At 54.7% G+C, this 24,241-nt stretch carries 22 protein-coding genes; 16 read left to right on the top strand and 6 right to left on the bottom strand.

Annotated elements, in window-relative coordinates:
• Positions 1-209: 209 nt before the first annotated feature.
• The 4 genes from tusA to C5523_RS01615 all read left to right on the top strand — a co-directional run bounded on the left by tusA (position 210) and on the right by C5523_RS01615 (position 3,455).
• Complete coding sequence (gene tusA, locus C5523_RS01600; RefSeq protein ID WP_041851324.1) at positions 210-455, top strand: sulfurtransferase TusA; 246 nt, start codon at positions 210-212, stop codon at positions 453-455.
• A 186-nt stretch (positions 456-641) separates the two neighbouring features.
• Positions 642-1,625, top strand: a complete 984-nt coding sequence (locus C5523_RS01605) for a TRAP transporter substrate-binding protein (protein ID WP_041851325.1) — start codon at positions 642-644, stop codon at positions 1,623-1,625.
• A gap of 23 nt (positions 1,626-1,648) precedes the next feature.
• Positions 1,649-2,158 (top strand): TRAP transporter small permease, encoded by a 510-nt coding sequence (locus C5523_RS01610; RefSeq protein WP_041851326.1) that lies wholly within the window; start codon positions 1,649-1,651, stop codon positions 2,156-2,158.
• Between the two features lie 10 nt (positions 2,159-2,168).
• Positions 2,169-3,455, top strand: coding sequence for a TRAP transporter large permease (locus C5523_RS01615; protein WP_108700508.1), 1,287 nt, complete (start codon positions 2,169-2,171; stop codon positions 3,453-3,455).
• A gap of 515 nt (positions 3,456-3,970) precedes the next feature.
• Here C5523_RS01615 and zntA read toward each other — a convergent pair.
• The 4 genes from zntA to rsmD all read right to left on the bottom strand — a co-directional run bounded on the left by zntA (position 3,971) and on the right by rsmD (position 7,861).
• Positions 3,971-6,172, bottom strand: a complete 2,202-nt coding sequence (gene zntA / locus C5523_RS01620; RefSeq protein ID WP_108700509.1) for a Zn(II)/Cd(II)/Pb(II) translocating P-type ATPase ZntA — start codon at positions 6,170-6,172, stop codon at positions 3,971-3,973.
• Positions 6,173-6,247: 75 nt separating this feature from the next.
• A complete protein-coding gene (locus C5523_RS01625) occupies positions 6,248-6,874 on the bottom strand; it encodes a lysoplasmalogenase (protein ID WP_108700510.1) in 627 nt (208 codons plus the stop codon).
• A gap of 125 nt (positions 6,875-6,999) precedes the next feature.
• Positions 7,000-7,275, bottom strand: coding sequence for a DUF1145 family protein (locus tag C5523_RS01630; protein WP_041851330.1), 276 nt, complete (start codon positions 7,273-7,275; stop codon positions 7,000-7,002).
• Positions 7,259-7,861 (bottom strand): 16S rRNA (guanine(966)-N(2))-methyltransferase, encoded by a 603-nt coding sequence (rsmD, locus tag C5523_RS01635; RefSeq protein ID WP_041851444.1) that lies wholly within the window; start codon positions 7,859-7,861, stop codon positions 7,259-7,261. The genes C5523_RS01630 and rsmD overlap by 17 nt, the downstream gene beginning before the upstream one ends.
• A 190-nt stretch (positions 7,862-8,051) precedes the next feature.
• Between rsmD and ftsY the strand changes: the two genes are divergently transcribed.
• The 4 genes from ftsY (at position 8,052) to rpoH (ending at position 12,269) form a co-directional block, all read left to right on the top strand.
• Complete coding sequence (gene ftsY, locus C5523_RS01640) at positions 8,052-9,422, top strand: signal recognition particle-docking protein FtsY (protein WP_108700511.1); 1,371 nt, start codon at positions 8,052-8,054, stop codon at positions 9,420-9,422.
• 2 nt (positions 9,423-9,424) lie between these two features.
• Positions 9,425-10,093, top strand: coding sequence for a cell division ATP-binding protein FtsE (gene ftsE / locus C5523_RS01645; RefSeq protein ID WP_041851332.1), 669 nt, complete (start codon positions 9,425-9,427; stop codon positions 10,091-10,093).
• Entirely contained in the window at positions 10,086-11,144 is a 1,059-nt protein-coding gene (gene ftsX, locus C5523_RS01650; protein ID WP_041851333.1) for a permease-like cell division protein FtsX, read from the top strand. The genes ftsE and ftsX overlap by 8 nt, the downstream gene beginning before the upstream one ends.
• A gap of 267 nt (positions 11,145-11,411) precedes the next feature.
• Positions 11,412-12,269: an RNA polymerase sigma factor RpoH gene (rpoH, locus tag C5523_RS01655; protein ID WP_041851334.1), complete on the top strand. Its 858-nt coding sequence runs from the start codon at positions 11,412-11,414 to the stop codon at positions 12,267-12,269.
• Between the two features lie 62 nt (positions 12,270-12,331).
• On the opposite strand, the gene C5523_RS01660 is transcribed toward rpoH, so the two are convergent.
• Positions 12,332-13,852: a PLP-dependent aminotransferase family protein gene (locus C5523_RS01660; RefSeq protein WP_108700512.1), complete on the bottom strand. Its 1,521-nt coding sequence runs from the start codon at positions 13,850-13,852 to the stop codon at positions 12,332-12,334.
• A 107-nt stretch (positions 13,853-13,959) separates the two neighbouring features.
• Here C5523_RS01660 and C5523_RS01665 point away from each other — a divergent pair, with 107 nt between their 5' ends.
• Both C5523_RS01665 and C5523_RS01670 read left to right on the top strand, forming a co-directional pair.
• Positions 13,960-15,225, top strand: a complete 1,266-nt coding sequence (locus C5523_RS01665) for a 4-aminobutyrate--2-oxoglutarate transaminase (RefSeq protein WP_108702273.1) — start codon at positions 13,960-13,962, stop codon at positions 15,223-15,225.
• A 252-nt stretch (positions 15,226-15,477) separates the two neighbouring features.
• Complete coding sequence (locus tag C5523_RS01670) at positions 15,478-16,581, top strand: branched-chain amino acid ABC transporter substrate-binding protein (protein WP_162303313.1); 1,104 nt, start codon at positions 15,478-15,480, stop codon at positions 16,579-16,581.
• A gap of 195 nt (positions 16,582-16,776) precedes the next feature.
• Here the strand turns inward: C5523_RS01670 and panM are convergent, their stop codons facing one another.
• On the bottom strand, positions 16,777-17,169 hold the full coding sequence (gene panM, locus C5523_RS01675; protein WP_041851336.1) for an aspartate 1-decarboxylase autocleavage activator PanM: 393 nt from the start codon (positions 17,167-17,169) through the stop codon (positions 16,777-16,779).
• Positions 17,170-17,596: 427 nt separating this feature from the next.
• Between panM and livK the strand changes: the two genes are divergently transcribed.
• The 6 genes from livK (at position 17,597) to ugpB (ending at position 24,140) form a co-directional block, all read left to right on the top strand.
• Entirely contained in the window at positions 17,597-18,706 is a 1,110-nt protein-coding gene (livK, locus tag C5523_RS01680) for a high-affinity branched-chain amino acid ABC transporter substrate-binding protein LivK (RefSeq protein WP_041851337.1), read from the top strand.
• A gap of 174 nt (positions 18,707-18,880) precedes the next feature.
• The gene (gene livH, locus C5523_RS01685) at positions 18,881-19,807 is read left to right on the top strand and encodes a high-affinity branched-chain amino acid ABC transporter permease LivH (protein WP_041851338.1); all 927 of its coding nucleotides are present in this window, start codon (positions 18,881-18,883) and stop codon (positions 19,805-19,807) included.
• Entirely contained in the window at positions 19,804-21,081 is a 1,278-nt protein-coding gene (gene livM / locus C5523_RS01690; RefSeq protein WP_041851339.1) for a branched chain amino acid ABC transporter permease LivM, read from the top strand. Before livH ends, livM begins: the two co-directional genes overlap by 4 nt.
• A complete protein-coding gene (gene livG, locus C5523_RS01695; RefSeq protein WP_041851340.1) occupies positions 21,078-21,845 on the top strand; it encodes a high-affinity branched-chain amino acid ABC transporter ATP-binding protein LivG in 768 nt (255 codons plus the stop codon). Before livM ends, livG begins: the two co-directional genes overlap by 4 nt.
• Before the next feature lies 1 nt (position 21,846).
• Complete coding sequence (gene livF, locus C5523_RS01700) at positions 21,847-22,560, top strand: high-affinity branched-chain amino acid ABC transporter ATP-binding protein LivF (protein ID WP_041851341.1); 714 nt, start codon at positions 21,847-21,849, stop codon at positions 22,558-22,560.
• Between the two features lie 263 nt (positions 22,561-22,823).
• Entirely contained in the window at positions 22,824-24,140 is a 1,317-nt protein-coding gene (ugpB, locus tag C5523_RS01705) for a sn-glycerol-3-phosphate ABC transporter substrate-binding protein UgpB (protein WP_041851342.1), read from the top strand.
• Positions 24,141-24,241 lie beyond the last annotated feature (101 nt).

Below are 24,241 nucleotides of genomic sequence, written 5' to 3' on the forward strand. Positions count from 1 at the left end.
TCACGTACTCGGTGTACGCCGGGGTGCCTGTGCGCTGGCCTTAATAAAACGGCTGCGCCAATAGCGCGTGTTGATACTGTGCAAAGCCGCAGAATGATACTGCAACATTACGCCGATGCAATGGTTATTTTTAACGCAATCGTTAACCTGGCTTGCGTCACAAAATGGGCAGCGTAAACTAATGCCGTTTTTTCCCGTGTGAGACGAAAATGACCGACCTCTTTACTACCGCCGACCATACTCTTGACGCGCTGGGCCTGCGTTGCCCTGAGCCGGTGATGATGGTGCGCAAAACCGTACGCAATATGCTGCCGGGTGAAACCCTGCTGGTGATTGCTGACGATCCGGCGACCACCCGTGACATTCCGGGGTTCTGCCGCTTTATGGAACACGAACTGGTGGCCCATGAGACGCAATCGCTGCCGTATCGCTATCTGGTGCGTAAAGGGCAATAACTCCCCATTACAGGCCGCGTTTTTACGCAGTTTGCGATCCTTGCCACCAATTTAAACCGCCGTTTCATTTTTTAGCGCTTTTTGTGAGGCGCTTCACCCTCCCTTTTCCAGCGGTAGTCTAGTTTTTAAGCGTAAAAATAAAACATTGTTTTAACATTTACCTTTCACTACCCTGGAGAAGACCCGATGAAAACGACTTTCAAGCCGTTGCTGGCCGCGTTGTGCCTGTCCACCGTGTCACTGTTATCTGTATCCGCCGTTAATGCGCAGACGATTAAAGCTGCCGATGTGCATCCGGAAGGCTATCCCAATATTGTTGCTGTGCAGAACATGGGTGAAAAACTCAAACAACAAACGGACGGCAAGCTGGAGATTAAAGTCTTTCCCGGCGGCGTTCTGGGCGATGAAAAACAGATGATCGAGCAGGCGCAAATGGGCGCTATCGACATGATTCGCGTCTCGATGGCCCCTGTTGCCGCTATTCTCCCGGATATTGAAGTTTTCACCCTGCCGTATGTCTTCCGGGATGAAGACCATATGCACAAGGTCATTGATGGCGATATCGGTAAACAGATTGGCGATAAGCTGACGGCCAATCCGAAATCCCGGCTGGTATTTCTGGGCTGGATGGACTCCGGCACGCGCAATCTCATCACTAAAAAACCGGTGGTTAAGCCCGAAGATCTGAACGGCATGAAAATTCGCGTGCAGGGCAGCCCCGTCGCTCTGGCAACGTTAAAACAGATGGGCGCTAACTCGGTGGCGATGGGGGTGAGCGAGGTCTATAGCGGCATGCAAACGGGGGTGATTGATGGCGCGGAAAATAACCCGCCGACGTTTATCGCCCATAACTATATGCCGGTTGCCAAAAACTATACCCTCAGCGGTCACTTTATCACCCCTGAAATGCTGCTCTACTCCAAAGTGAAATGGGACAAACTCAGCGCCGATGATCAGAAAAAAATCCTCACCCTGGCGCGTGAAGCACAGTTCGAACAGCGCAAACTCTGGGAAGCCTATACCCAGCAGGCGCTGGATAAAATGAAAGCGGGCGGCGTGCAATTTCATGACATTGATAAATCGGTGTTTATCAAAGCGACAGAGCCGGTGCGCGCCCAGTATGGCGATAAGCATCAGGATCTGATGAAAGCTATCGCTGACGTCAAATAACCCCACTTTTCTGCGGAGAACGTATGTCAGAACTCTACTTAAAGTGGATGGATCGCCTGTACCTGCTTGCTATGACGGTGGCCGGCATATCACTGCTGGTGATGACGATTGTTATTCCGATTGGCATTTTCTCGCGTTACGTATTGAATCGCGGAGAGTCATGGCCGGAACCTATTGCCATCATCTGCATGGTCACTTTTACGTTCATTGGCGCGGCGGTGGGGTACCGCGCCGGTTCCCACATTGCGGTTAACATGCTCACGGATCGTCTGCCTGACACGCTAAAGATGGTATGCGCGCGGCTTGTCGATCTGCTGATGCTGCTCATCTCTCTCATCATGTGCTGGTACAGCTACTGGCTGTGCGTTGAGCTGTGGGAACAACCTGTGGCGGAGTTTCCCCTGCTGACCTCAGGCGAAAGTTATCTGCCGCTGCCGATAGGTTCGGCCATTCTGATCCTGTTTGTGCTCGAACGGTTGTTGTTCGGCTCGCAGGAAAACCGCCCGGTCGTACTGATTGGCAACCATGGGTAAGGGGTGAACAATGGACGCATTTGTATTGTTATTCACCCTCGCCATTCTGCTGGCGCTGGGTATGCCGGTGGCGTTTGCCGTCGGGTTGAGTGCCGTTGCCGGCGCGCTGTGGATAGATCTTCCGCTGGAAGCGCTGATGATCCAGATAACCAGCGGGGTGAACAAATTCACGCTGCTGGCGATTCCGTTTTTTATTCTGGCGGGCGCGATCATGGCGGAGGGTGGCATCGCGCGGCGGCTGGTCAATTTTGCCTATCTGTTTGTCGGGTTCATTCGCGGCGGGTTGTCTCTGGTGAACATTGTCGCATCGACCTTTTTTGGCGCGATTTCCGGCTCGTCGGTCGCCGATACGGCATCCATCGGTAGCGTGATGATCCCGGAAATGGAAAAGAAGGGCTACCCGCGTGAATATGCGGCGGCGGTAACGGCCAGCGGATCGGTGCAGGCTATCCTGATCCCGCCCAGTCATAACTCGGTCATTTACTCGCTGGCGGCGGGAGGCACGGTATCCATTGCGACGCTGTTTATTGCGGGCGTTCTGCCGGGTTTGCTGTTGGGCGTGAGCCTGATGATTCTGTGTCTGGGTTTTGCCCACAAACGCGGTTACCCGAAAGGGGAGCGGATTCCCTTTAAGCAGGCAATCAGGATGTTCGTTGATGCACTATGGGGACTAATGACGGTAGTGATTATTCTCGGCGGCATTCTTTCCGGGATTTTTACCGCCACAGAATCTGCCGCTGTCGCCTGCCTGTGGGCCTTCTTCGTCACCATGTTTATCTACCGTGATTACAAATGGAATGAGCTGCCGAAGCTGATGTGCCGTACCGTGAAGACGGTCACCATTGTGATGATTCTTATCGGCTTTGCGGCCGCTTTTGGCGCCGTGATGACCTATATGCAGCTTCCGATGCGCATCACCGAATTTTTCACGTCGTTATCGGACAATAAATACGTCATTCTGATGTATCTCAATATCATGCTGCTACTGATTGGCACCTTGATGGATATGGCGCCGATCATTTTGATCCTGACGCCAGTGCTGCTGCCGGTAACGAATGCGCTGGGGATCCATCCGGTACATTTTGGCATGATCATGATGGTCAACCTCGGGATCGGATTGATTACCCCACCGGTGGGATCGGTGTTGTTCGTCGCCAGTGCGGTGAGTAAGCAGAAGATTGAAACGGTGGTGAAGGCGATGCTGCCGTTTTACGCGATGTTGCTGATTGTGCTGGGGATGGTGACCTATATTCCGGCGATATCTCTCTGGCTGCCAGGAGTGCTGGGAATGCAGTAAAAACTTCCCGGGTGCGGCTGATGCCTTACCCGGGCTACGGTAAAAGAGTAGATACTGTGAACATCTTCAACCTTGTTAGCCATGGCTGACTCGTTTTCCCGCATGACAACCACAGCGACATCTTTGTGCCCCCCTGGCGCAGAGCGTGCAGCGAGGGGGTTGAGTCCCCGCTGAAATCGGTGAGACGAAGACCCGATGGCAAGGTCAGGCCGCCAGGGATGGCGGACTGAGGTTTGTCGAGACAGGACGTCGAGTCAAACCGACCGCAGGCAGCGGGGCGGGAGGCGAACGCAGTGCGAAGCACCGATTTTTTGCGGGGCCGCGGGGATTGTAAAGGGGAACGCGGTGTTCCCCTTTACCCGTTCACGTGTCCGGAGGTGACATTTCGCCATGAACATAAGGTGAACGGAACCCACCTTCCGAGCCGCATATTCTCCTCACCCCAACCCTCTCCCTGGGGGAGAGGGAGAAAACCGGTGGTATCCCGGGTTAGCGAAGCGACATCCGGGATTTTTTTATTTGCGTAATAAACGCAGTGCGTTGGCGGTTACCAATACCGTCGCGCCGGTATCTGCCAGTACCGCCAGCCACAGGCCCGTTATCCCCAGCAATGTTGTTACCAGGAAAATCGCTTTCAGCCCCAGAGCGATAGCAATGTTCTGCCGGATATTGGCCTGTGTGGCGCGGGCAAGATGAATCATCTGCGCCAGTCCGGTGAGGCGGTTATGGGTTAACGCCGCATCGGCGGTTTCCAGCGCCACGTCCGTCCCGCTGCCCATCGCAATGCCTATCGTCGCGGCTTTCATCGCCGGGGCATCGTTAATGCCGTCGCCAATCATCGCCAGCGGAGCATCCTTATTGAGCAAGGTGACTGCGCTCACTTTATCTTCGGGTAATAGCCCGGCGCGGAAGTCCATCTGCAACTCTCCGGCAATGGCGGCAGCGGCACGCGGGTTATCGCCCGTTAACATCACCCCCTCCACGCCCAGATTACGCAGTGCGGCGATGGCTTCCCGCGCATCCTCTCGCAGGGTATCGCGCAGCGACAGGGAGCCAATAGCGACGCCATCACGCAGGGCGATGATAACCGTTTCCCCCTGGCTTTCGCGGGCATTGATATCCGCCAATAGCGCGCCATCCAGCGTCTCTGGCGGCAGCTTATCCGGCGCGCTCAGGCGGATGTGCTGGCCCTCCACCTGCGCTTCAATACCTTTACCTGTCAGGGTGCGCTGTTCGGTAGCCTGCGGCAGCACCCGTTTGCGCGTCCGGGCTTCCTGCACAATAGCCTGCGCCAGTGGATGGGTCGACCCCTGCTCCACGGCAGCGCTCAATGTCAGCAGTGTCTCTTCCTTAACCCCGGCAAGTGGATATACGCCGACAACCTGCGGTTTACCGACGGTCAATGTGCCGGTTTTATCAAACGCCACATGCTGAATACGACCGAGTTGCTCCAGCGCTGCGCCGCCTTTAATCAGCGCCCCACGACGTGCCGCCGCTGCCAGGCCTGAGGTAATGGCGGCAGGCGTTGAGATAACCAGCGCGCACGGGCAACCGATCAGCAGCAACGTCAGCCCTTTGTAGATCCACGCCAGCCAGTTTGCCGCGAACAGCAACGGCGGCAGCACGGCGACCAGCAGGGCGATGACCATAATCACCGGGGTATAAATCCGGCTAAAGCGATCGATAAAGCGCTCAATAGGCGCGCGGCGCTCTTCGGCTTCTTCTATCAGCTTGAGGATACGGTCAATGGCACTTTCACCGGGGCGGGAAACCACTTCCAGCGTCACCAGTCTGTCAACGCTTGTCGCCCCTGCAGGAATACTCTCGCCGTTGCTGTGCTCGACGGGCAGGGATTCACCGGTTAATGCGCTCTCATCAAAGCTGGCGAACGGCGTTAAAAGCTTGCCATCAGCCGGTAAACGCCCGCCAGCCGGGACCTCGATAACATCGCCGGGGCGCAATTCCTGGGCGCTAACGGTCTGCCGCTCCCCCTTGTGGATGCGCGTGGCGGTATCGGGTTTTAGCGCCATCAGCGCGCTCACCCCTTTTCGTGCGCGACTGGCCGCCCAACCTTCAAGCCGTTCGCCCACCAGGAACAGCAGCAGCACCATGGCGGCTTCTGCCGTCGCACCGATAAACAGCGCACCGATAGCGGCAACGCTCATCAGGGTTTCGATAGCAAACCAGCTACCGCTGCGCATCAGGCGCAATGCCTGGCGCGCAATGGGAAAGAGCCCCACAAGGGTCGTCACGATAAAGGCCGTCTGGCCCAGCGGATGGTTAAACTGCTCCAGCAGCCAACTGATACCCATCAGCACAATCAGGATCAGAAGCGGCATATTTTCCTGCCAGCGCGACGGCGCAGCCGCTTTGGGGGCGTTTTCATCCTGCACGGCGTACCCGGCCTGTTGCACGGCTTTTTCTACCTGCTTGCGGATATCGTTATCGGCAATCACCGTGAGTTTTTCGGTGGCAAAGGCGACCTGCACCTGATTAACCCCGGCTATCTGGCGGACGGCATTTTCCACCTTACGGGCGCAGGCTGCGCAGTCCATCCCTGTCACCAGCCAGCTATAACGTTCGCCGTTGGCGCTTTCGAGGGGCGCATCAGGCATTTCACAGGGGATGTCGCACGTGCAGGGCGCGGTTTTCTCCACCAATGGACGAAGTTTCATGGCCGCAAACTGCGGGGGTTTTTTATTATCGAGGGGCGTCATGGCATCCTCCGGTGAATGATAATTTTCTCATTAACCGGAGGATACACTCTGGAGTCGACTCCAGAGTCAAGCGTTTTAAATGTACAGCGAACGCACGATCAGGAAGTGCCCGGCAAAGTAGCAGGCTGCGGAAATCGCGTTATCGGCACGGAAGCGGCGACGGTAATGGCTACCCAGCCAGACGACGTTGCTGATTAGCAGCAGCGCCGCGCCAACAAAGGCAGAGAGCGCCGGGCTGGTGGGACGGAAGAACCACAGCTCACCGGCCAGCCAGACCATCACCAGCGTCATGGCGATAAATGTGCAAACGGGCAAACGCAGCTCTTCCAGGCGCGACCAAATCACCGCAATCAGCAGGGCGCCAACGATCAGCAGCACCACCGGCAACGGCCAGAAGAAGGAGAGCGACATCTGCGTGGCAAAATAGATGGTGTAAAGCAGGTGGGCGAGGAAGAAGGCGCCAATGGCGTAGAGCAGTTGCTGGCGCGGCAGTAGGGTTAGCGCATCGCCAATCAGCGAGGCGCACAGCCCGGCAAGCACAAGGTAGCTGATGGCATCAAACATCGGGGCTTGCCAGGCCAGTAATAACAGCAGCAGCAGCGTGACAGGTTTAAATACCCAACGCTGCCAGACAGGCCCACGGTAGGAAGAGTCAACATACAGCCAGGCGGAAAAACAGACAGCAATAAATGACCAAAGCATAATAAGTCCCTGAATCCGTTATTGTATCGCGAGCACCATGCCCACGGCTCTACTAATGAGTTTAGTGGTCGTAGCAGGTGAATGACAATGTTACGGAAGACAGGGGAATCTTAAAAATGTGCCATTTATTTTTTTGCTTTCAGTTTTTTCAGCCAGATAAGCAGCTCAAAAACGCCAAAGACAAAGATGCGAAACTCTTCGAACCGTGTCATTTGCGGACCGTCTTTCGGCAGCGTTTTTTTCATCATCGTCGCCTGAATGGCGTGCATAAACACGGTGAAAAACAGCGCCACGTTGACGAAAATATTGAGCGGTTTAGGAAACGGGGAAAACAGGTTCAGCAGTAAAAATGCCCAGACAAAGAGCATTAACAGCCGTCCCAGATTAATCAGTATGCTCATTTTCCTCTCCTTGTGATTCACGCTGATATAAGCGGTAGGCGACCTGCCCCGCGACTTTCTCCCGGTGCAAACTCCAGCTTGCAGGCACCAGCGGCAGGCCATTCTCTACTTCGCTTTCGACGTAGATTAGCGCGCCATTGGCCAGCCAGCCGTTGTTTTCCAGCAGGGTTAAGGTCTCTTCGAGCATCCCTTTGCGAAACGGCGGGTCGACAAACACGATATCATGCGGCGTGCCGCTTTGGGCCAGCCAGGCCAGGGTATTCCCGGTGATCACTTTGCCGTTGGCGGCTTTTAATGTCGCCAGGTTTTGCTGCAATTGCTGGGCGACCCCGCGTTCCATTTCGAGCAGCGTGGCGCTGGCGGCGTAGCGTGACAAGGCCTCTAAGCCCAGCGCGCCGCTGCCGGCAAAGCAGTCGAGACAACGCGCGTCGACCATGGACGGCGCCAGCCAGTTAAATAGGGTTTCGCGCACACGGTCAGTTGTCGGGCGCAATCCGGGGCTGTCCGGCACCGGGAGTTTGCGTCCCCGCCATTGCCCACCAATAATACGTATCTGGCCGGTGGCGGCCCGATTGGGTTTCTTCATGGTCATCGCTTAGCTCATCATTTCGGCCTGCTATTCTAGCGGCGCCCGGCGCGGCGCGAAACCTTAATCCGCAGGCGGTGATGCGAGTTAAGGAAAGTGATAGACTATCTATCTAATTAACCCTATTTTTCAGCCCTGTTGCGCCAGTACGGGCTGCGCCATGAATAAACCGCGAGGAGTGTAGTCGCAAATGGCAGATGAGAAGAAACGTGGCTTTTTTTCCTGGCTGGGCTTTGGGCAAAAAGATCAGGTAAAAGAAAAAGAAGCGGAGCAGGCAGCCGAAACGCAGCCGCCGCATACCCAGGAAGAGAGCGAAACCTTTGCAGAAGAGGTCGTTGAGGTTACTGAAAAACTGGTTGAAAGCGAAAAGCCACAGCCAGTAGAAGAGGAACCACAACCTGAGGTCGTGGCGCGCGAAGAACTGCCGCTGCCGGAAGAGGTGAGCGAACCGGAAAGTGCCGCGCAAGAGTGGCAGCCGGAGCAGGAGCCCGTCGACGAAGACGCGCCGATCAGCGATGAAGAGCTGGAAGCCCAGGCTCTGGCTGCGGACGCGGCTGAGGAAGCGCTGGTGGTGGTGCCGGTTGACGAACCTGCAGAAGGGGTTGTTGAAGAGACCGTTGTTGAACAAGAGAAGCCGACCAAAGAGGGTTTCTTCGCGCGACTCAAACGCAGCCTTCTGAAAACCAAAGAGAATCTCGGTTCCGGATTTATCAGTCTGTTCCGGGGTAAAAAAATCGACGATGATCTCTTTGAAGAGCTGGAAGAGCAGTTACTGATTGCCGACGTCGGGGTAGAAACCACCCGTAAAATCATTACGAGTCTGACGGAAGGCGCGTCGCGCAAACAACTGCGTGATGCCGAGGCACTGTATGGTTTGCTCAAAGAAGAGATGGGTGACATCCTTGCCAAAGTTGATGAACCGCTGAATGTTGAAGGCAAAACACCGTTTGTTATTCTGATGGTTGGCGTCAATGGGGTGGGTAAAACGACCACCATTGGTAAACTGGCGCGTCAGTTTGAACAACAGGGTAAATCGGTGATGCTGGCGGCTGGCGACACCTTCCGTGCTGCGGCGGTTGAGCAGTTGCAGGTGTGGGGGCAGCGTAACAATATTCCGGTTATCGCCCAACATACGGGGGCCGACTCCGCCTCGGTGATTTTCGATGCCATCCAGGCCGCCAAAGCGCGTCATGTGGATGTACTCATCGCCGATACCGCCGGGCGCTTGCAGAATAAAGCGCACCTGATGGAAGAGCTGAAAAAGATCGTCCGCGTGATGAAAAAGCTGGACGAAGACGCACCGCATGAGGTGATGCTGACCATCGATGCCAGCACCGGGCAGAATGCGATAAGCCAGGCCAAACTGTTCCATGAAGCCGTTGGCCTGACGGGTATCACCCTTACCAAGCTGGACGGTACGGCGAAGGGCGGTGTGATTTTCTCGGTAGCGGATCAGTTTGGCATTCCTATCCGCTACATTGGGGTCGGCGAACGTATTGAGGATCTACGTCCGTTTAACGCGGGCGATTTTATAGAGGCACTTTTTGCCCGAGAGGATTAACAATGATTCGCTTTGAACACGTCAGCAAAGCCTATCTCGGTGGGAGACAAGCGTTGCAGGGGGTGACATTCCATCTGCAACCGGGCGAGATGGCCTTTCTGACCGGCCACTCCGGCGCAGGGAAGAGTACCCTGCTCAAGCTTATCTGTGGCATTGAGCGGCCAAGCGCCGGGAAAATCGTCTTTGGCGGGCACGATATTACGCGCCTGAAAAACCGGGAAGTGCCGTTTCTGCGTCGGCAGATCGGGATGATTTTCCAGGATCACCATTTGCTGATGGACAGGACGGTTTATGACAACGTGGCTATCCCGTTGATCATTGCCGGGGCCAGCGGTGACGACATTCGTCGCCGTGTTTCCGCAGCGCTGGACAAGGTAGGTCTGCTCGACAAAGCGAAGAGTTTTCCGATTCAGCTTTCCGGTGGTGAACAACAGCGCGTGGGTATTGCCCGCGCGGTAGTGAACAAACCTGCGGTACTGCTGGCGGACGAACCGACCGGTAACCTGGACGACGCCCTTTCCGAAGGGATTTTACGTCTGTTTGAGGAGTTCAATCGTGTTGGGGTCACCGTGTTAATGGCGACGCACGATCTGGGGCTGATTTCCCGGCGTTCGTACCGCATGCTGACTTTAAGCGATGGCCATTTGCATGGAGGCCTGGCGGGTGAATAAGCGTGATGCATTGAATCAAATGCGGCAATTTGGCAGCAAACTGGATCGTTTTCGTAAATCGGCGAGCGGTACCGGTGATGCGGGCCGTAACGCGCCGCGCCGTGGTAAAGGTGCGCCGAAAGTCAGTTCGCGTAAAACCAACGTTTTTAACGAACAGGTGCGTTATGCCTTCCAGGGCGCGTTACAGGACCTGAAAAGCAAACCTTTTGCCACGTTCCTGACGGTAATGGTGATTGCCATTTCCCTGACGCTGCCGAGTGTCTGCTATATGGTGTACAAAAACGTTAACCAGGCCGCCTCGCAGTATTATCCGTCACCGCAAATTACAGTCTATTTCGATAAGGCGCTGGATGACGACGCTGCGGCTCAGGTGGTAGGGCAGCTTCAGGCGGAGCAGGGTGTGGAGAAGGTCAACTACCTGTCCCGTGAGGATGCGCTCGGCGAGTTCCGCAACTGGTCTGGTTTTGGCGGCGCGCTGGATATGCTGGAAGAGAACCCGCTGCCTGCGGTGGCGGTGGTGATCCCCAAGCTCGACTTCCAGAGCACGAATGCGCTAAACACGCTGCGTGACCGTATTTCGAAACTGCACGGTATTGATGAAGTGCGGATGGACGACAGCTGGTTTGCCCGTCTTGCGGCGCTAACCGGGCTGGTTGGTCGGGTATCGGCAATGATTGGTGTGCTGATGGTAGCGGCGGTGTTCCTCGTTATCGGCAACAGTGTGCGTCTTAGCATTTTTGCCCGCCGCGATACGATCAACGTGCAAAAACTGATTGGCGCAACGGACGGTTTTATTCTGCGTCCTTTCCTGTACGGTGGAGCGCTGTTGGGCTTTAGTGGCGCCTTCCTGTCACTGATTCTTTCTGAGATTCTGGTGCTACGGCTCTCCTCTGCGGTGAGCGAGGTGGCGCAGGTATTCGGAACGAAGTTCGATCTGAACGGCCTGTCGTTCGATGAATGCCTGCTGTTGCTGCTGGTGTGCTCAATGATTGGCTGGGTTGCTGCCTGGCTGGCAACTGTGCAACATTTACGTCACTTTACTCCGCAGTAAAAAAAGTCTGATATACTCTTTCCCTGCAATGCAGTATTCCCGTCGCAGGGAAAGCGTATAGCGCATATCTCCTTTCCTTTGCCGCGGTTTTTCATTCTTATGTCACATTTTGTGCCTAATTTATTCACAATCCAGCCTGGAACTTGTGGATAAAATCACTGTCTGATACAAGAGTGGATGCTATTCTCGTTGCTCATTAACGCTGGCATGTGTGTTGCCTGATGGGGACAGACCGCCGCCAGTCGAATGTAATTTGAGAGGATTTGAATGACCAAAGAAATGCAAACTTTAGCTTTAGCCCCTGTTGGTAACCTGGAATCTTATATCCGGGCCGCTAACGCATGGCCGATGTTGACGGCTGATGAAGAAAGGGCACTGGCTGAAAAGCTGCATTACCAGGGCGATCTGGAAGCAGCTAAGAAGCTGATCCTGTCACACCTGCGCTTTGTTGTTCATATTGCTCGTAACTATTCGGGCTATGGTCTGCCGCAGGCGGATCTGATCCAGGAAGGTAATATCGGCCTGATGAAAGCCGTACGTCGCTTCAACCCGGAAGTGGGTGTGCGCCTCGTCTCTTTCGCCGTGCACTGGATTAAAGCTGAGATTCACGAATACGTGCTGCGTAACTGGCGTATTGTGAAAGTCGCGACCACGAAAGCACAGCGTAAGTTGTTCTTTAACCTGCGTAAAACCAAGCAGCGTCTGGGCTGGTTTAACCAGGACGAAGTGGAAATGGTTGCCCGTGAACTGGGCGTGACCAGCAAAGACGTGCGTGAAATGGAATCACGTATGGCGGCGCAGGACATGACTTTCGATATGTCGCCAGATGATGAATCTTCCGATAGCCAGCCTATGGCACCGGTACTCTATCTGCAGGATAAATCGTCTAACTTTGCGGATGGCATTGAAGACGACAACTGGGAAGAGCAGGCTGCTAATAAGCTGACGGATGCGATGCAGGGTCTCGACGAGCGTAGCCAGGCCATTATTCGTGCTCGCTGGTTGGATGAAGAGAACAAAACAACGCTGCAGGAACTGGCAGATCGTTACGGTGTTTCCGCTGAGCGTGTGCGTCAGTTGGAAAAGAACGCGATGAAGAAACTGCGTGCCGCGATCGAAGCGTAACGCTGTGCGTTAAAGAATGGGCCGGGTCAGCGAGAGCTACCCGGCTTTTTGTTTTCTGGCGTTCAGTTTTTTGCTTTCAGGGCCGGGGTTATATAGTCCGGATAAGGCGACGCCACCTCCGGAGTCAGGCAGGCCAGCAAGATCTGGAACGCCGATTCCATCTCTTCTTCCTCCATGGCGGCAAACCCCATCAACAACCCTTTCAACGGCTTATCGCCAGAGTAGTACCGCGACAGTGCCCGCACCAGAACACCTCGTTCATTCGCGCGCCTGGCAAGGGCAACATCATCACACTCTGCGGGCAGTGAAAGCACCAGATGCAGCCCGGCATTGTCGTTATATTCGCTCAGCGCCTCTTTACCCAGCGCCTCGACAATCAGGCTTGCCAGTCGGGCGCGTCGGCGGGCATAGAGCAGACGCATCCGTCGGATATGTGCCGTGTAATGCCCCTCGGTAATAAACTGCGCCAGCGCCTCCTGGTCCAGCAACCGGCCGCCGCGATACAGTTCTGCATGCGCCGTCTTTAACGCCTGCATCAGGGGACGCGGCAACACCAGATAACCCAGACGCAGACCGGGGTAGAGCGTTTTGCTGAATGTCCCGGTGTAGATAACCGGCGCGTCATCAACCAGTCCCTGGAGCGCGGGGATCGGCTGACCGGAAAAGCGAAATTCGCTGTCGTAATCATCCTCAACAATCCAGCTTCCCGTTTGCCGGGCGAGCGTCAGCAGGCGCTGGCGTCGCTCCAGGCTCATGACGCAGCCCAGCGGGTACTGATGAGAGGGGGTTACAAATATCAGCCTGGGTGGCGTGTTTCCGCTCTCCGGTGGCTGCATGCCGGAAAGATCGACGTCGATAGCCTGGAGTTCTACACCGTTCATCTTCAAAACGTTACGAATGCCCCAGTAGGCTGGCTCTTCAATCCATGCGCTATCGCCGGGGTTACACAACATGCGCGATACCAGATCGATGGCCTGGTGAATACCCTCAGTTATCAGGATTTGCCCGGCGCTACAGCGCACGGAGCGGGTAACGCGCAGATATTCCACCAGCGCCTGCTGCAATGCCTGGCTACCGCCTGCATCGCTGTAGGAGAGTTGGCTGGCCTGCGGTTTGCGGCTGATACGTGCCTGGATTTTACGAAACAGGGCATGTGGAAAGGCGCTGACATCGGGCACGCCGGGTAAAAATGCCCCCCACTGGCGTGAGCTGGCGCTGCTTTTTTGCAATAACGCCTGACCGCGTGAGGAAAGATGAGAAGGAAGATCGCCCGCACTGTGTCCGGCTGGCGACAGCGGCGCCGTGAGCAGGCTGTCCGGCACCGTCTGTGCCACAAAGGTGCCGCTTCCGGCACGGGAAACGACATATCCTTCCGCCACAAGCTGTTCGTAAACCGTCAGGACCGTGTTGCGCGAAAGGTGGAGTTCTGCGGCTAAATCCCGGCTCGGCGGCAGGCGGCTTTGCGGGGGCAGGCTCCCTTCGAGGATCGACAGGCGAATCGCGTTATATAATTTCTTATGCAGTTTGCCTTCGGTTTGTTCGTCCAGACGCAACTGCAGCAAATCACACACGAGCGAACGCAAATTGGATCCCTTAATTATTCAAAACTGGTACTCGATTATAGGACCGCTTGTGTCATTGTTGCAAAACAGGGTTGCTGCGAAATGAATCAATGACGGGGGAGTTTAAGGTGAAGAATAACGAATTACATCAACGCCGTTTACAGGCGACACCGCGTGGTATTGGCGTGATGTGCGGCTTCTATGCCGAGAAAGCAGAAAATGCCACTCTGTGGGATGTGGAAGGCAACGAAGTCATCGATTTCGCCGCCGGGATTGCGGTGCTTAATACCGGCCATCGCCATCCTAAAATTGTCGCAGCAGTGGAAAAACAGTTGCAGGCCTTTACCCATACGGCTTATCAGATTGTCCCTTACGAAAGCTACGTCTCGCTGGCGGAACGCATTAACGAACGCGTACCGGTAGAAGGCCCGGCCAAAACAGCCTTTTTCTCAACCGGGGCAGAAGCGCTGGAAAACGCGGTCAAAATCGCCCGCGCCTATACCAAACGTCCTGGTGTGATTACTTTCGGCGGCGGTTTCCACGGACGTACCTATATGACCATGGCGCTGACCGGCAAAGTGGCACCGTACAAAATCGGTTTTGGCCCGTTCCCTGGTTCCATTTTCCATGCGCAATTCCCGAATGCGCTGCACGGCGTCAGTACTGAAGACGCTATGAAAAGCCTGGATCGTATTTTTAAAGCGGATATCGCCCCCGATCAGGTTGCAGCCATTTTACTCGAGCCGGTACAGGGCGAAGGCGGCTTTAATATCGCGCCAGACGACTTTATGCAGGCGTTGCGTAAGTTGTGTGATACCCATGGGATTTTGTTGATTACCGATGAAGTGCAGTCCGGCTTTGCGCGTACCGGTAAACTCTTCGCGGTGGAACATTACAGCGTTAAACCTGACTTGATCACCATGGCGAAAAGCCTGGCGGGCGGCCTGCCGCTGTCAGCAGTGGCGGGGCGTGCGGAAGTGATGGACGCACCCGCGCCGGGGGGGTTAGGCGGTACTTATGCCGGTAACCCTCTGGCTGTTGCCGCTGCGCATGCCGTGATGGATGTGATTGAAGAGGAGAATCTCTGCGAACGCGCGAACCACCTGGGTAAGCATCTGGTTGAAGTGCTGACCAAAGCGAAAGCGGACTGTCCGTACATTGCGGATATTCGCGCCCAGGGTTCTATGGTGGCCGTGGAGTTTAACGATCCGCAAAGCGGTGAACCGTCGGCGGAATTCACTAAGCAGGTGCAGGATAAAGCTCTGGCCGCCGGGCTGTTGCTGTTGAGTTGCGGTGTCTACGGTAACGTGATTCGCTTCCTCTATCCGCTGACTATTCCGGAAGTTCAGTTCCGTAAAGCGCTGGATATTATCTACCAGTCACTGACCCACTAATTGACCTGATCAATGAAAGCCGCCGCCTGGCGGCTTTCTTACTCACTGTCATCCGCCTGTTATATAACCTTCAAAATTGTTGTTCCAAATTTTAGAAAATGGGGTATGTTTTAGCAGAGAATGCTGCCAAGACACGGGCGGCATCCGTGCTGGCTACTATCATATTCTTTGCTTATGACCGTCAGCAAAATAATGTGTCGAACAACAACATCACAACAAATGCAATCACCATAAACAATGGGGAATCTCAGGATGAATATGAAGGGTAAAGCGTTACTGGCAGGATGTGTCGCGTTAGCGATGAGCAACATGGCATTCGCGAAAGATATTAAAGTTGCTGTCGTGGGTGCGATGTCTGGCCCGGTTGCGCAATACGGTGATCAGGAGTTTACTGGCGCTGAGCAGGCTGTTGCTGATATCAATGCCAAAGGCGGTATCAAAGGCGACAAGCTGGTTATTACCAAATATGATGATGCGTGCGACCCGAAACAAGCCGTTGCAGTAGCGAACAAAGTGGTTAACGACGGCATCAAATACGTTATTGGTCACCTGTGCTCCTCTTCCACTCAGCCTGCGTCCGATATTTATGAAGACGAAGGTATTCTGATGATTACGCCAGCAGCGACCGCACCTGAGCTGACCGCTCGCGGTTATAAACTGACTCTGCGTACCACCGGTCTGGACTCTGATCAGGGCCCGACGGCTGCAAAATACATTCTGGAACACGTTAAACCGCAGCGCATTGCTGTTATTCACGATAAACAGCAGTACGGCGAAGGTCTGGCGCGTGCTGTGCAGGATGGCCTGAAAAAAGGCGGCGCGAACGTGGTGTTCTTTGACGGTATCACCGCTGGCGAGAAAGACTTCTCCACGCTGGTTGCGCGTCTGAAAAAAGAGAACATCGACTTCGTTTACTACGGTGGCTACCACCCGGAAATGGGCCAGATCCTGCGTCAGTCTCGTGCTGCCGGTCTGCAAACCAAATTCATGGGGCCGGAAGGCGTAGCGAACGTTTCCCTGTCTAACATCGCGGGCGATTCTGCCGAAGGCATGTTAGTAACCAAACCGAAAAACTACGATCAGGTTCCGGCGAACAAACCTATCGTAGACGCGATCAAAGCGAAGAAACAGGATCCGAGCGGCGCCTTCGTGTGGACCACCTACGCTGCGCTGCAGTCTCTGGCGGCTGGCCTGAACCAGTCCTCCGACCCGGCGGCTATCGCAACCTGGCTGAAAGGCAACACTGTTGAGACCGTTATGGGACCATTGTCCTGGGATCAGAAGGGTGACCTGAAAGGCTTTGAGTTTGGCGTGTTTACCTGGCATGCGAATGGTACCGCGACTGACGCGAAATAAACCCTGACCGTCGCCTTTCGCACCGCAAGTGTGTTGGCCGCGTCCGTTAACCCCGGTCACCTACCCATCTCCCTCTCCCCGTGGGAGAGGGGCGGGGTGAGGGCATCAGGCCGCACGGAGATAAATGCAAACGGCAACCCGAAGGTTGCCGTTTTTACATCTTTGCGCTTTCCCGGATGCGCTGCGCTTATCCGGTTACGCGTCTATATGCTTCACCCAGCCATCATTCTGCGCGGTAAAGCCCGTCGCCTGAGCGAATGCGGCCATCACGCTACGATCTTCTACGCCGGCTTCGGTAATCCACCAGGTGGTGACCGATGGATTATCGCGGATCACTTCTTCGAGCAAATATTGGCCAACACCGCGGCGACGGGTGACGTCACGTACGCGCAGGGAATCCAGTGCCGCCTGGGTACCACTCAGGGTTACGCGAACAGCGCCTAATAATCGGTCGTTAAAACGCGCCGCATAAATAAGGTGCGTTTCGTCAACTTCCAGCGATGCAGGGGAGTATTCCGGCCAGACTTTAGCTAAATCAATAAGATCCTGCTCGGTAAAACTTACCAGACGGATAATGGTCAATTTCATTCACAGCTTGTCCATGTCTCAAAAGATAACTGCAGTGTAAACAATTTCCTCTGACGTGGGCTGTTACTTTTTCATTTTTCGGTTTGCAGGCGATTACTTTTGAGGCTGGCGTTGCGGCAGATTTAAACATTAGGGATTGAAAAACAGGCAGCATTTTCCCCTGAAAGGTAGCGTTTTATTCCGCTCATTGTGCCATTATTTTATGCTGTAAACTGAACTTTTTTGGTTTATCTCCAGCGGAATTCAGAATATTATCTCTGCTTAATCGCCTGAAAAATAGAGTATTTAGTCTGGTTTTTGCCAAAAAACTGCGCTAAACCATTCATGGCACTGGTAAAAATAGCGTTGTCTATAAAAAGTACAGAATGCTTTTTAACCATAAAAAAACAATATATTTACACACGACATCACGAACGAGGATTTTAGAATGAGAAGGAACGCGAAGACATTAATCGCGGGGATGGTTGCACTTGCGATGTCTCACGCGGCCATGGCGAAGGATATAAAAGTTGCGGTTGTGGGGGCGATGTCCGGGCCGATTGCTCAATGGGGCGATATGGAGTTCAACGGTGCGCGCCAGGCCATCAAAGATATCAACGCTAAAGGCGGCGTTAAGGGCGACAAACTGGTCGCTGTGGAATACGACGACGCCTGTGACCCGAAACAAGCCGTTGCGGTGGCGAATAAAGTCGTTAACGACGGCATCAAATACGTTATTGGACATCTCTGCTCATCGTCAACGCAGCCTGCGTCTGACATCTACGAAGACGAAGGCATTTTGATGATCTCCCCCGGCGCGACCAATCCGGAACTCACCCAGCGCGGTTATCAGCACATTATGCGTACCGCAGGGCTGGACTCCTCTCAGGGGCCGACCGCCGCGAAATATATCCTCGGCACGGTGAAGCCGCAGCGTATTGCCATCATTCACGACAAGCAGCAGTACGGTGAAGGTCTGGCGCGTTCCGTTCAGGAAGGGCTGAAAGCTGGCGGTGCGAACATCGTTTTCTTTGACGGTATCACCGCCGGTGAGAAAGACTTCTCCGCGCTGGTTGCTCGCCTTAAGAAAGAAAATATCGATTTTGTCTACTACGGTGGTTATTACCCGGAAATGGGACAAATTCTGCGTCAGGCGCGTGCGAATGGCCTGCAGACTCAGTTTATGGGGCCGGAAGGCGTAGGTAACGCATCCCTTTCCAACATCGCGGGCGATGCGGCGGAAGGCATGCTGGTAACGATGCCGAAGCGCTACGATCAGGATCCGGCTAACCAGGCCATCGTCGATGCGTTAAAAGCCGAGAAGAAAGACCCGAGTGGTCCGTATGTCTGGATCACCTATGCCGCAGTGCAGTCTCTGGCGCAGGCAATGGAGCGTTCTGGCAGTAATGAACCGCTCGCGCTGGTGAAAGATTTAAAAGCTAACGGAGCTAAAACCGTGATTGGGCCGCTGAACTGGGATGAGAAAGGCGATTTGAAAGGATTTGATTTCGGAGTCTTCCAGTGGCACGCCGATGGTTCGTCCACGGTAGCCAAATAAGGCAACCACTCATCATACTTCGCGCCGCAGATGCGTTGGCTGCGTTTATCCATCCCCGGTCACGTACGATTTGTACGCTTCCGGGGATGAACAAACTTGCCGCCTTCCTGCAACTCGAATTATTTAGAGTGGGGGTTCAACATCCCGGCTTGTCGGGTTTAGAAAGGTTACGTTATGTCCGAGCAGTTTCTCTACTTCTTGCAGCAGATGTTTAACGGCGTGACGCTGGGAAGCACCTATGCATTGATCGCCATCGGTTACACCATGGTGTATGGCATTATCGGCATGATCAACTTCGCCCACGGCGAGGTCTATATGATCGGCAGTTATGTCTCCTTTATGATTATTGCCGCTTTGATGATGATGGGAATCGACGCCAGTTGGCTGTTGATTACCGCAGGCTTTGTCGGCGCTATCGTCATTGCCAGTGCTTATGGCTGGAGTATTGAGCGCGTGGCTTACCGCCCGGTGCGCAACTCCAAACGCCTGATTGCACTGATTTCCGCCATCGGGATGTCAATCTTCCTGCAAAACTATGTCAGCCTGACCGAAGGTTCACGTGACGTGGCGTTGCCGAGCCTGTTTAACGGCCAGTGGACGGTCGGTAGCAGTGATAATTTCGCGGCCACCATCACCACCATGCAACTGGTTATCTGGATCGTGACCTTTGTTTCGATGCTGGCCCTGACGGTGTTTATCCGTTATTCCCGCATGGGCCGCGCCTGTCGCGCCTGTTCAGAAGACCTGAAAATGGCGAGCCTGCTTGGCATCAATACTGACCGCGTGATTGCTCTGACCTTTGTGATTGGTGCAGCGATGGCGGCAGTGGCGGGCGTGTTGCTCGGTCAGTTCTATGGCGTAATCAACCCCTATATCGGCTTTATGGCGGGGATGAAGGCCTTTACCGCAGCGGTGTTGGGCGGGATCGGTAGCATTCCGGGTGCAATGATCGGCGGCCTGATTCTGGGCATCACCGAAGCACTCTCCTCGGCGTACCTGAGTACGGAATATAAAGACGTTGTGGCCTTTGCCCTGCTGATCGTCGTGCTGCTGGTGATGCCGACCGGTATCCTGGGTCGCCCGGAGGTTGAAAAAGTATGAAACCGATGCATTTTGCGATGGCATTGCTCTCCGCCGCCATGTTTTTCGTGCTGGCGGGCGTCTTTATGGGCGTGCAGTTAGAGCTGGATGGTACGAAGCTGGTGGTTAACACCGCAGCGAGCATTCGTTGGGAATGGGTGTTCATTGGCACGGCTGTGGTCTTTTTCTTCCAGTTGCTGCGTCCTGTTTACCAGAAGACGCTGAAAAACGTCTCAGGGCCGAAATTCATTCTGCCGGCGATCGACGGTTCGACCGTTAAACAGAAACTCTTCCTGGTGGCCCTGCTGGTGGCTGCCGTGGCATGGCCGTTTGTGGTGTCGCGCGGTACGGTGGATATCGCCACCATGACCATGATTTACATCATCCTCGGCCTTGGGCTGAATGTGGTGGTGGGGCTGTCCGGTCTGCTGGTGCTGGGTTATGGCGGTTTCTACGCTATCGGCGCCTATACCTTCGCGCTGCTTAACCACTATTATGGTCTCGGTTTCTGGACATGTCTGCCGCTGGCGGGCCTGGTGTCGGCGGCGGCAGGCTTCCTGCTTGGCTTCCCGGTACTGCGTCTGCGCGGAGATTACCTGGCGATTGTCACCCTCGGTTTCGGCGAAATCGTCCGTATCCTGCTGCTGAACAATACCGAAATTACCGGTGGCCCGAACGGGATCAGCCAGATTCCGAAGCCGACGCTGTTCGGTCTGGAGTTTAGCCGTACCGCGCGCGAGGGCGGTTGGGATACATTCAGCAACTTCTTTGGCGTGCCTTATGACCCCAGCGACCGTGTCGTCTTCCTCTATATGGTTGCGCTGCTGCTGGTCGTACTCACCCTGTTTGTGATTAACCGTCTGCTGCGTATGCCGCTCGGCCGTGCCTGGGAAGCGCTGCGTGAAGACGAAATTGCCTGCCGCTCTCTGGGCCTCAACCCGACTCGCATCAAACTGACTGCCTTCACTATCAGCGCCGCGTTTGCTGGTTTTGCCGGTACGCTGTTTGCCGCGCGCCAGGGTTTTGTCAGCCCGGAATCCTTCACCTTTGCCGAGTCTGCCTTTGTGCTGGCCATTGTGGTGCTGGGCGGTATGGGTTCGCAGTTTGCGGTTATCCTGGCAGCGATTCTGCTGGTGGTTTCCCGCGAGCTGATGCGCGATTTCAATGAATACAGCATGTTGATGCTGGGTGGATTGATGGTACTGATGATGATTTGGCGTCCTCAAGGCTTACTGCCGATGACCCGTCCGCAACTGAAACTGAAAAACGGTCAGGCAAAGGGAGAACAGGCATGAGTCAGCCATTGTTATCCGTAAACGGCCTGATGATGCGCTTTGGCGGCCTGCTGGCCGTCAACAATGTGGCGCTGGATTTACATCCGCAGGAAATCGTCTCGCTGATTGGTCCTAACGGTGCGGGAAAAACCACCGTCTTTAACTGCCTGACCGGTTTCTACAAACCGACGGGCGGCACCATTATGCTGCGTGACCAGCATCTGGAAGGGCTGCCGGGCCAGCAAATTGCCCGCATGGGCGTAGTGCGTACTTTCCAGCACGTACGTCTGTTCCGTGAAATGACGGTGATTGAAAACCTGCTGGTGGCACAGCATCAGCAACTGAAAACCGGTGTCTTCTCCGGTCTGCTGAAAACGCCATCTTTCCGCCGCGCGCAGAGTGAAGCACTGGATCGTGCTGCCATCTGGCTTGAGCGTATTGGTCTGCTTGAGCATGCCAACCGTCAGGCAAGTAACCTGGCCTATGGCGACCAGCGTCGTCTGGAGATTGCCCGTTGCATGGTGACGCAGCCGGAAATCCTGATGCTGGACGAACCGGCGGCAGGGCTGAACCCGAAAGAGACCAAAGAGCTGGACGAGTTAATCGTTGAGCTGCGTAACAACCACAACACCACCATCCTGCTCATCGAGCATGATATGAAGCTGGTGATGGGGATCTCCGATCGTATTTATGTCGTCAACCAGGGCACGCCACTGGCTAACGGTACGCCGGAAGAAATTCGTAATAACCCGGACGTGATCCGCGCATACCTTGGTGAGGCATAAGATGGAAAAAGTCATGTTGTCCTTTGACAAAGTTAGCGCCCACTACGGCAAAATCCAGGCGCTGCATGATGTCAGCCTGCATATCAATCAGGGAGAGATTGTCACCCTGATCGGTGCCAACGGCGCGGGTAAAACCACGTTGCTGGGAACCCTGTGTGGCGATCCGCGCGCAACCAGCGGTCGTATTGTGTTTGATGGCAAAGACATTACCGACTGGCAGACGGCGAAAATTATGCGCGAAGCGGTGGCGATTGTCCCGGAAGGGCGTCGCGTCTTCTCCCGTATGACCGTGGAAGAGAACCTGGCGATGGGCGGCTTCTTTGCCGATCGCGACCAGTTCCAGGATCGCATCAAGTGGGTCTACGAGCTGTTCCCGCGTCTGCATGAGCGTCGTATTCAGCGTGCGGGCACGATGTCCGGCGGTGAACAGCAGATGCTAGCAATTGGCCGTGCGCTGATGAGTCAGCCGCGCCTGCTGCTGCTGGACGAACCTTCTCTGGGTCTTGCGCCGATCATCATTCAGCAGATTTTCGATACTATCGAACAACTGCGTAAAGAAGGGATGACCATCTTCCTCGTCGAGCAGAACGCCAACCAGGCGCTGAAACTCGCCGATCGCGGCTACGTGCTGGAAAACGGTCATGTCGTGCTGGAAGATACCGGCGATGCGCTGCTGGCGAACGAAGCGGTGCGTAGCGCCTATCTGGGCGGTTAATAAAAGCGAAACGGCAGCCATCAGGCTGTCGTTTTTAGTGTTTCCTCCCTCTCCCCGTGGGAGAGGATCGGGGTGAGGGCATCAGGCCGCACATCCTAATATATTTTCCCCTCTGCTTTCATGAATCCATCATCTCTCTGACGTCTGGCTGTCACTTTATTGTAATTAAAAGGTTATTTTTCTGTCATTCGAGCATGTCATGTTACCTCGCGAGCATAAAACGCGTGATATCGCGCATCCGGCACAACAAGAGAGAAAACCGAATGACACCGTTACGACACACAGCTTTAGGACTGGCTCTTGGGTTGATCTTTGCAGGCAACGCAATGGCTGTCACGACAATCCCATTCTGGCATTCCATGGAAGGCGAGTTAGGCAAAGAAGTCGACTCCCTGGCGCAACGTTTTAACGATACCCACCCGGATTACAAAATTGTGCCGGTGTACAAAGGTAACTACGAGCAGAGCCTGAGTGCGGGTATCGCTGCGTTCCGTACCGGTAATGCGCCCGCTCTGCTGCAGGTTTACGAAGTGGGTACGGCGACCATGATGGCATCGAAAGCCATTAAGCCGGTCTATGAAGTATTTAAAGACGCGGGTATCAACTTTGATGAGTCTCAGTTTGTGCCGACCGTTGCCGGCTACTACACCGATTCTAAAACGGGTCACCTGCTGTCTCAGCCGTTCAACAGTTCCACGCCGGTGCTGTATTACAACAAAGATGCCTTCAAAAAAGCGGGCTTAGATCCGGAGCAGCCACCAAAAACCTGGCAGGATCTGGCTGCGTACACGGCCAAACTGAAAGCCACAGGGATGAAGTGCGGTTACGCCAGCGGTTGGCAGGGCTGGATTCAGATTGAAAACTTCAGCGCCTGGCACGGCCTGCCGGTTGCGACCAAAAACAACGGTTTCGACGGTACGGATGCGGTTCTGGAGTTCAACAAACCGGAGCAGGTGAAACACATCGCCATGCTCGAAGAGCTGAACAAGAAAGGGGATTTCAGCTACTTCGGTCGTAAAGACGAGTCTACCGAGAAGTTCTATAACGGTGACTGCGCGATTACTACTGCCTCCTCTGGCTCGCTGGCGGATATCCGTCATTACGCCAAATTTAACTACGGTGTAGGCATGATGCCTTACGACGCTGACGTGAAAGGCGCACCGCAGAACGCCATCATCGGCGGGGCCAGCCTGTGGGTTATGCAGGGCAAAGATAAGCCGACCTATACGGGTGTTGCGCAGTTCCTTGAGTTCCTGGCTAAACCGGAAATCGCTGCTGAATGGCACCAGAAAACCGGCTATCTGCCGATTACTACCGCTGCATATGATCTGACCCGTAAAGAAGGTTTCTATGACAAGAACCCGGGTGCGGACATCGCAACGCGTCAGATGTTGAACAAGCCGCCGTTGCCGTTCACTAAAGGTCTGCGTCTGGGCAACATGCCGCAGATTCGTACCATTGTGGATGAAGAGCTGGAAAGCGTCTGGACCGGTAAGAAAACGCCGCAGCAGGCCCTGGATTCGGCCGTAGAGCGTGGTAATCAGCTACTTCGCCGCTTCGAACAGTCGACTAAGTCTTAATAGCTTACCCCCTCACCCCGGCCCTCTTCCTTAAAGGGAGAGGGCGCAAACCCACCCCTCGCCCCTGTGGGAAGAGGGTTAGGGTGAGGGGAAAATACAAC

It is taken from the genome of Phytobacter sp. SCO41, assembly GCF_003073275.1.
Classification (GTDB): Bacteria; Pseudomonadota; Gammaproteobacteria; order Enterobacterales; family Enterobacteriaceae; genus Phytobacter; species Phytobacter diazotrophicus.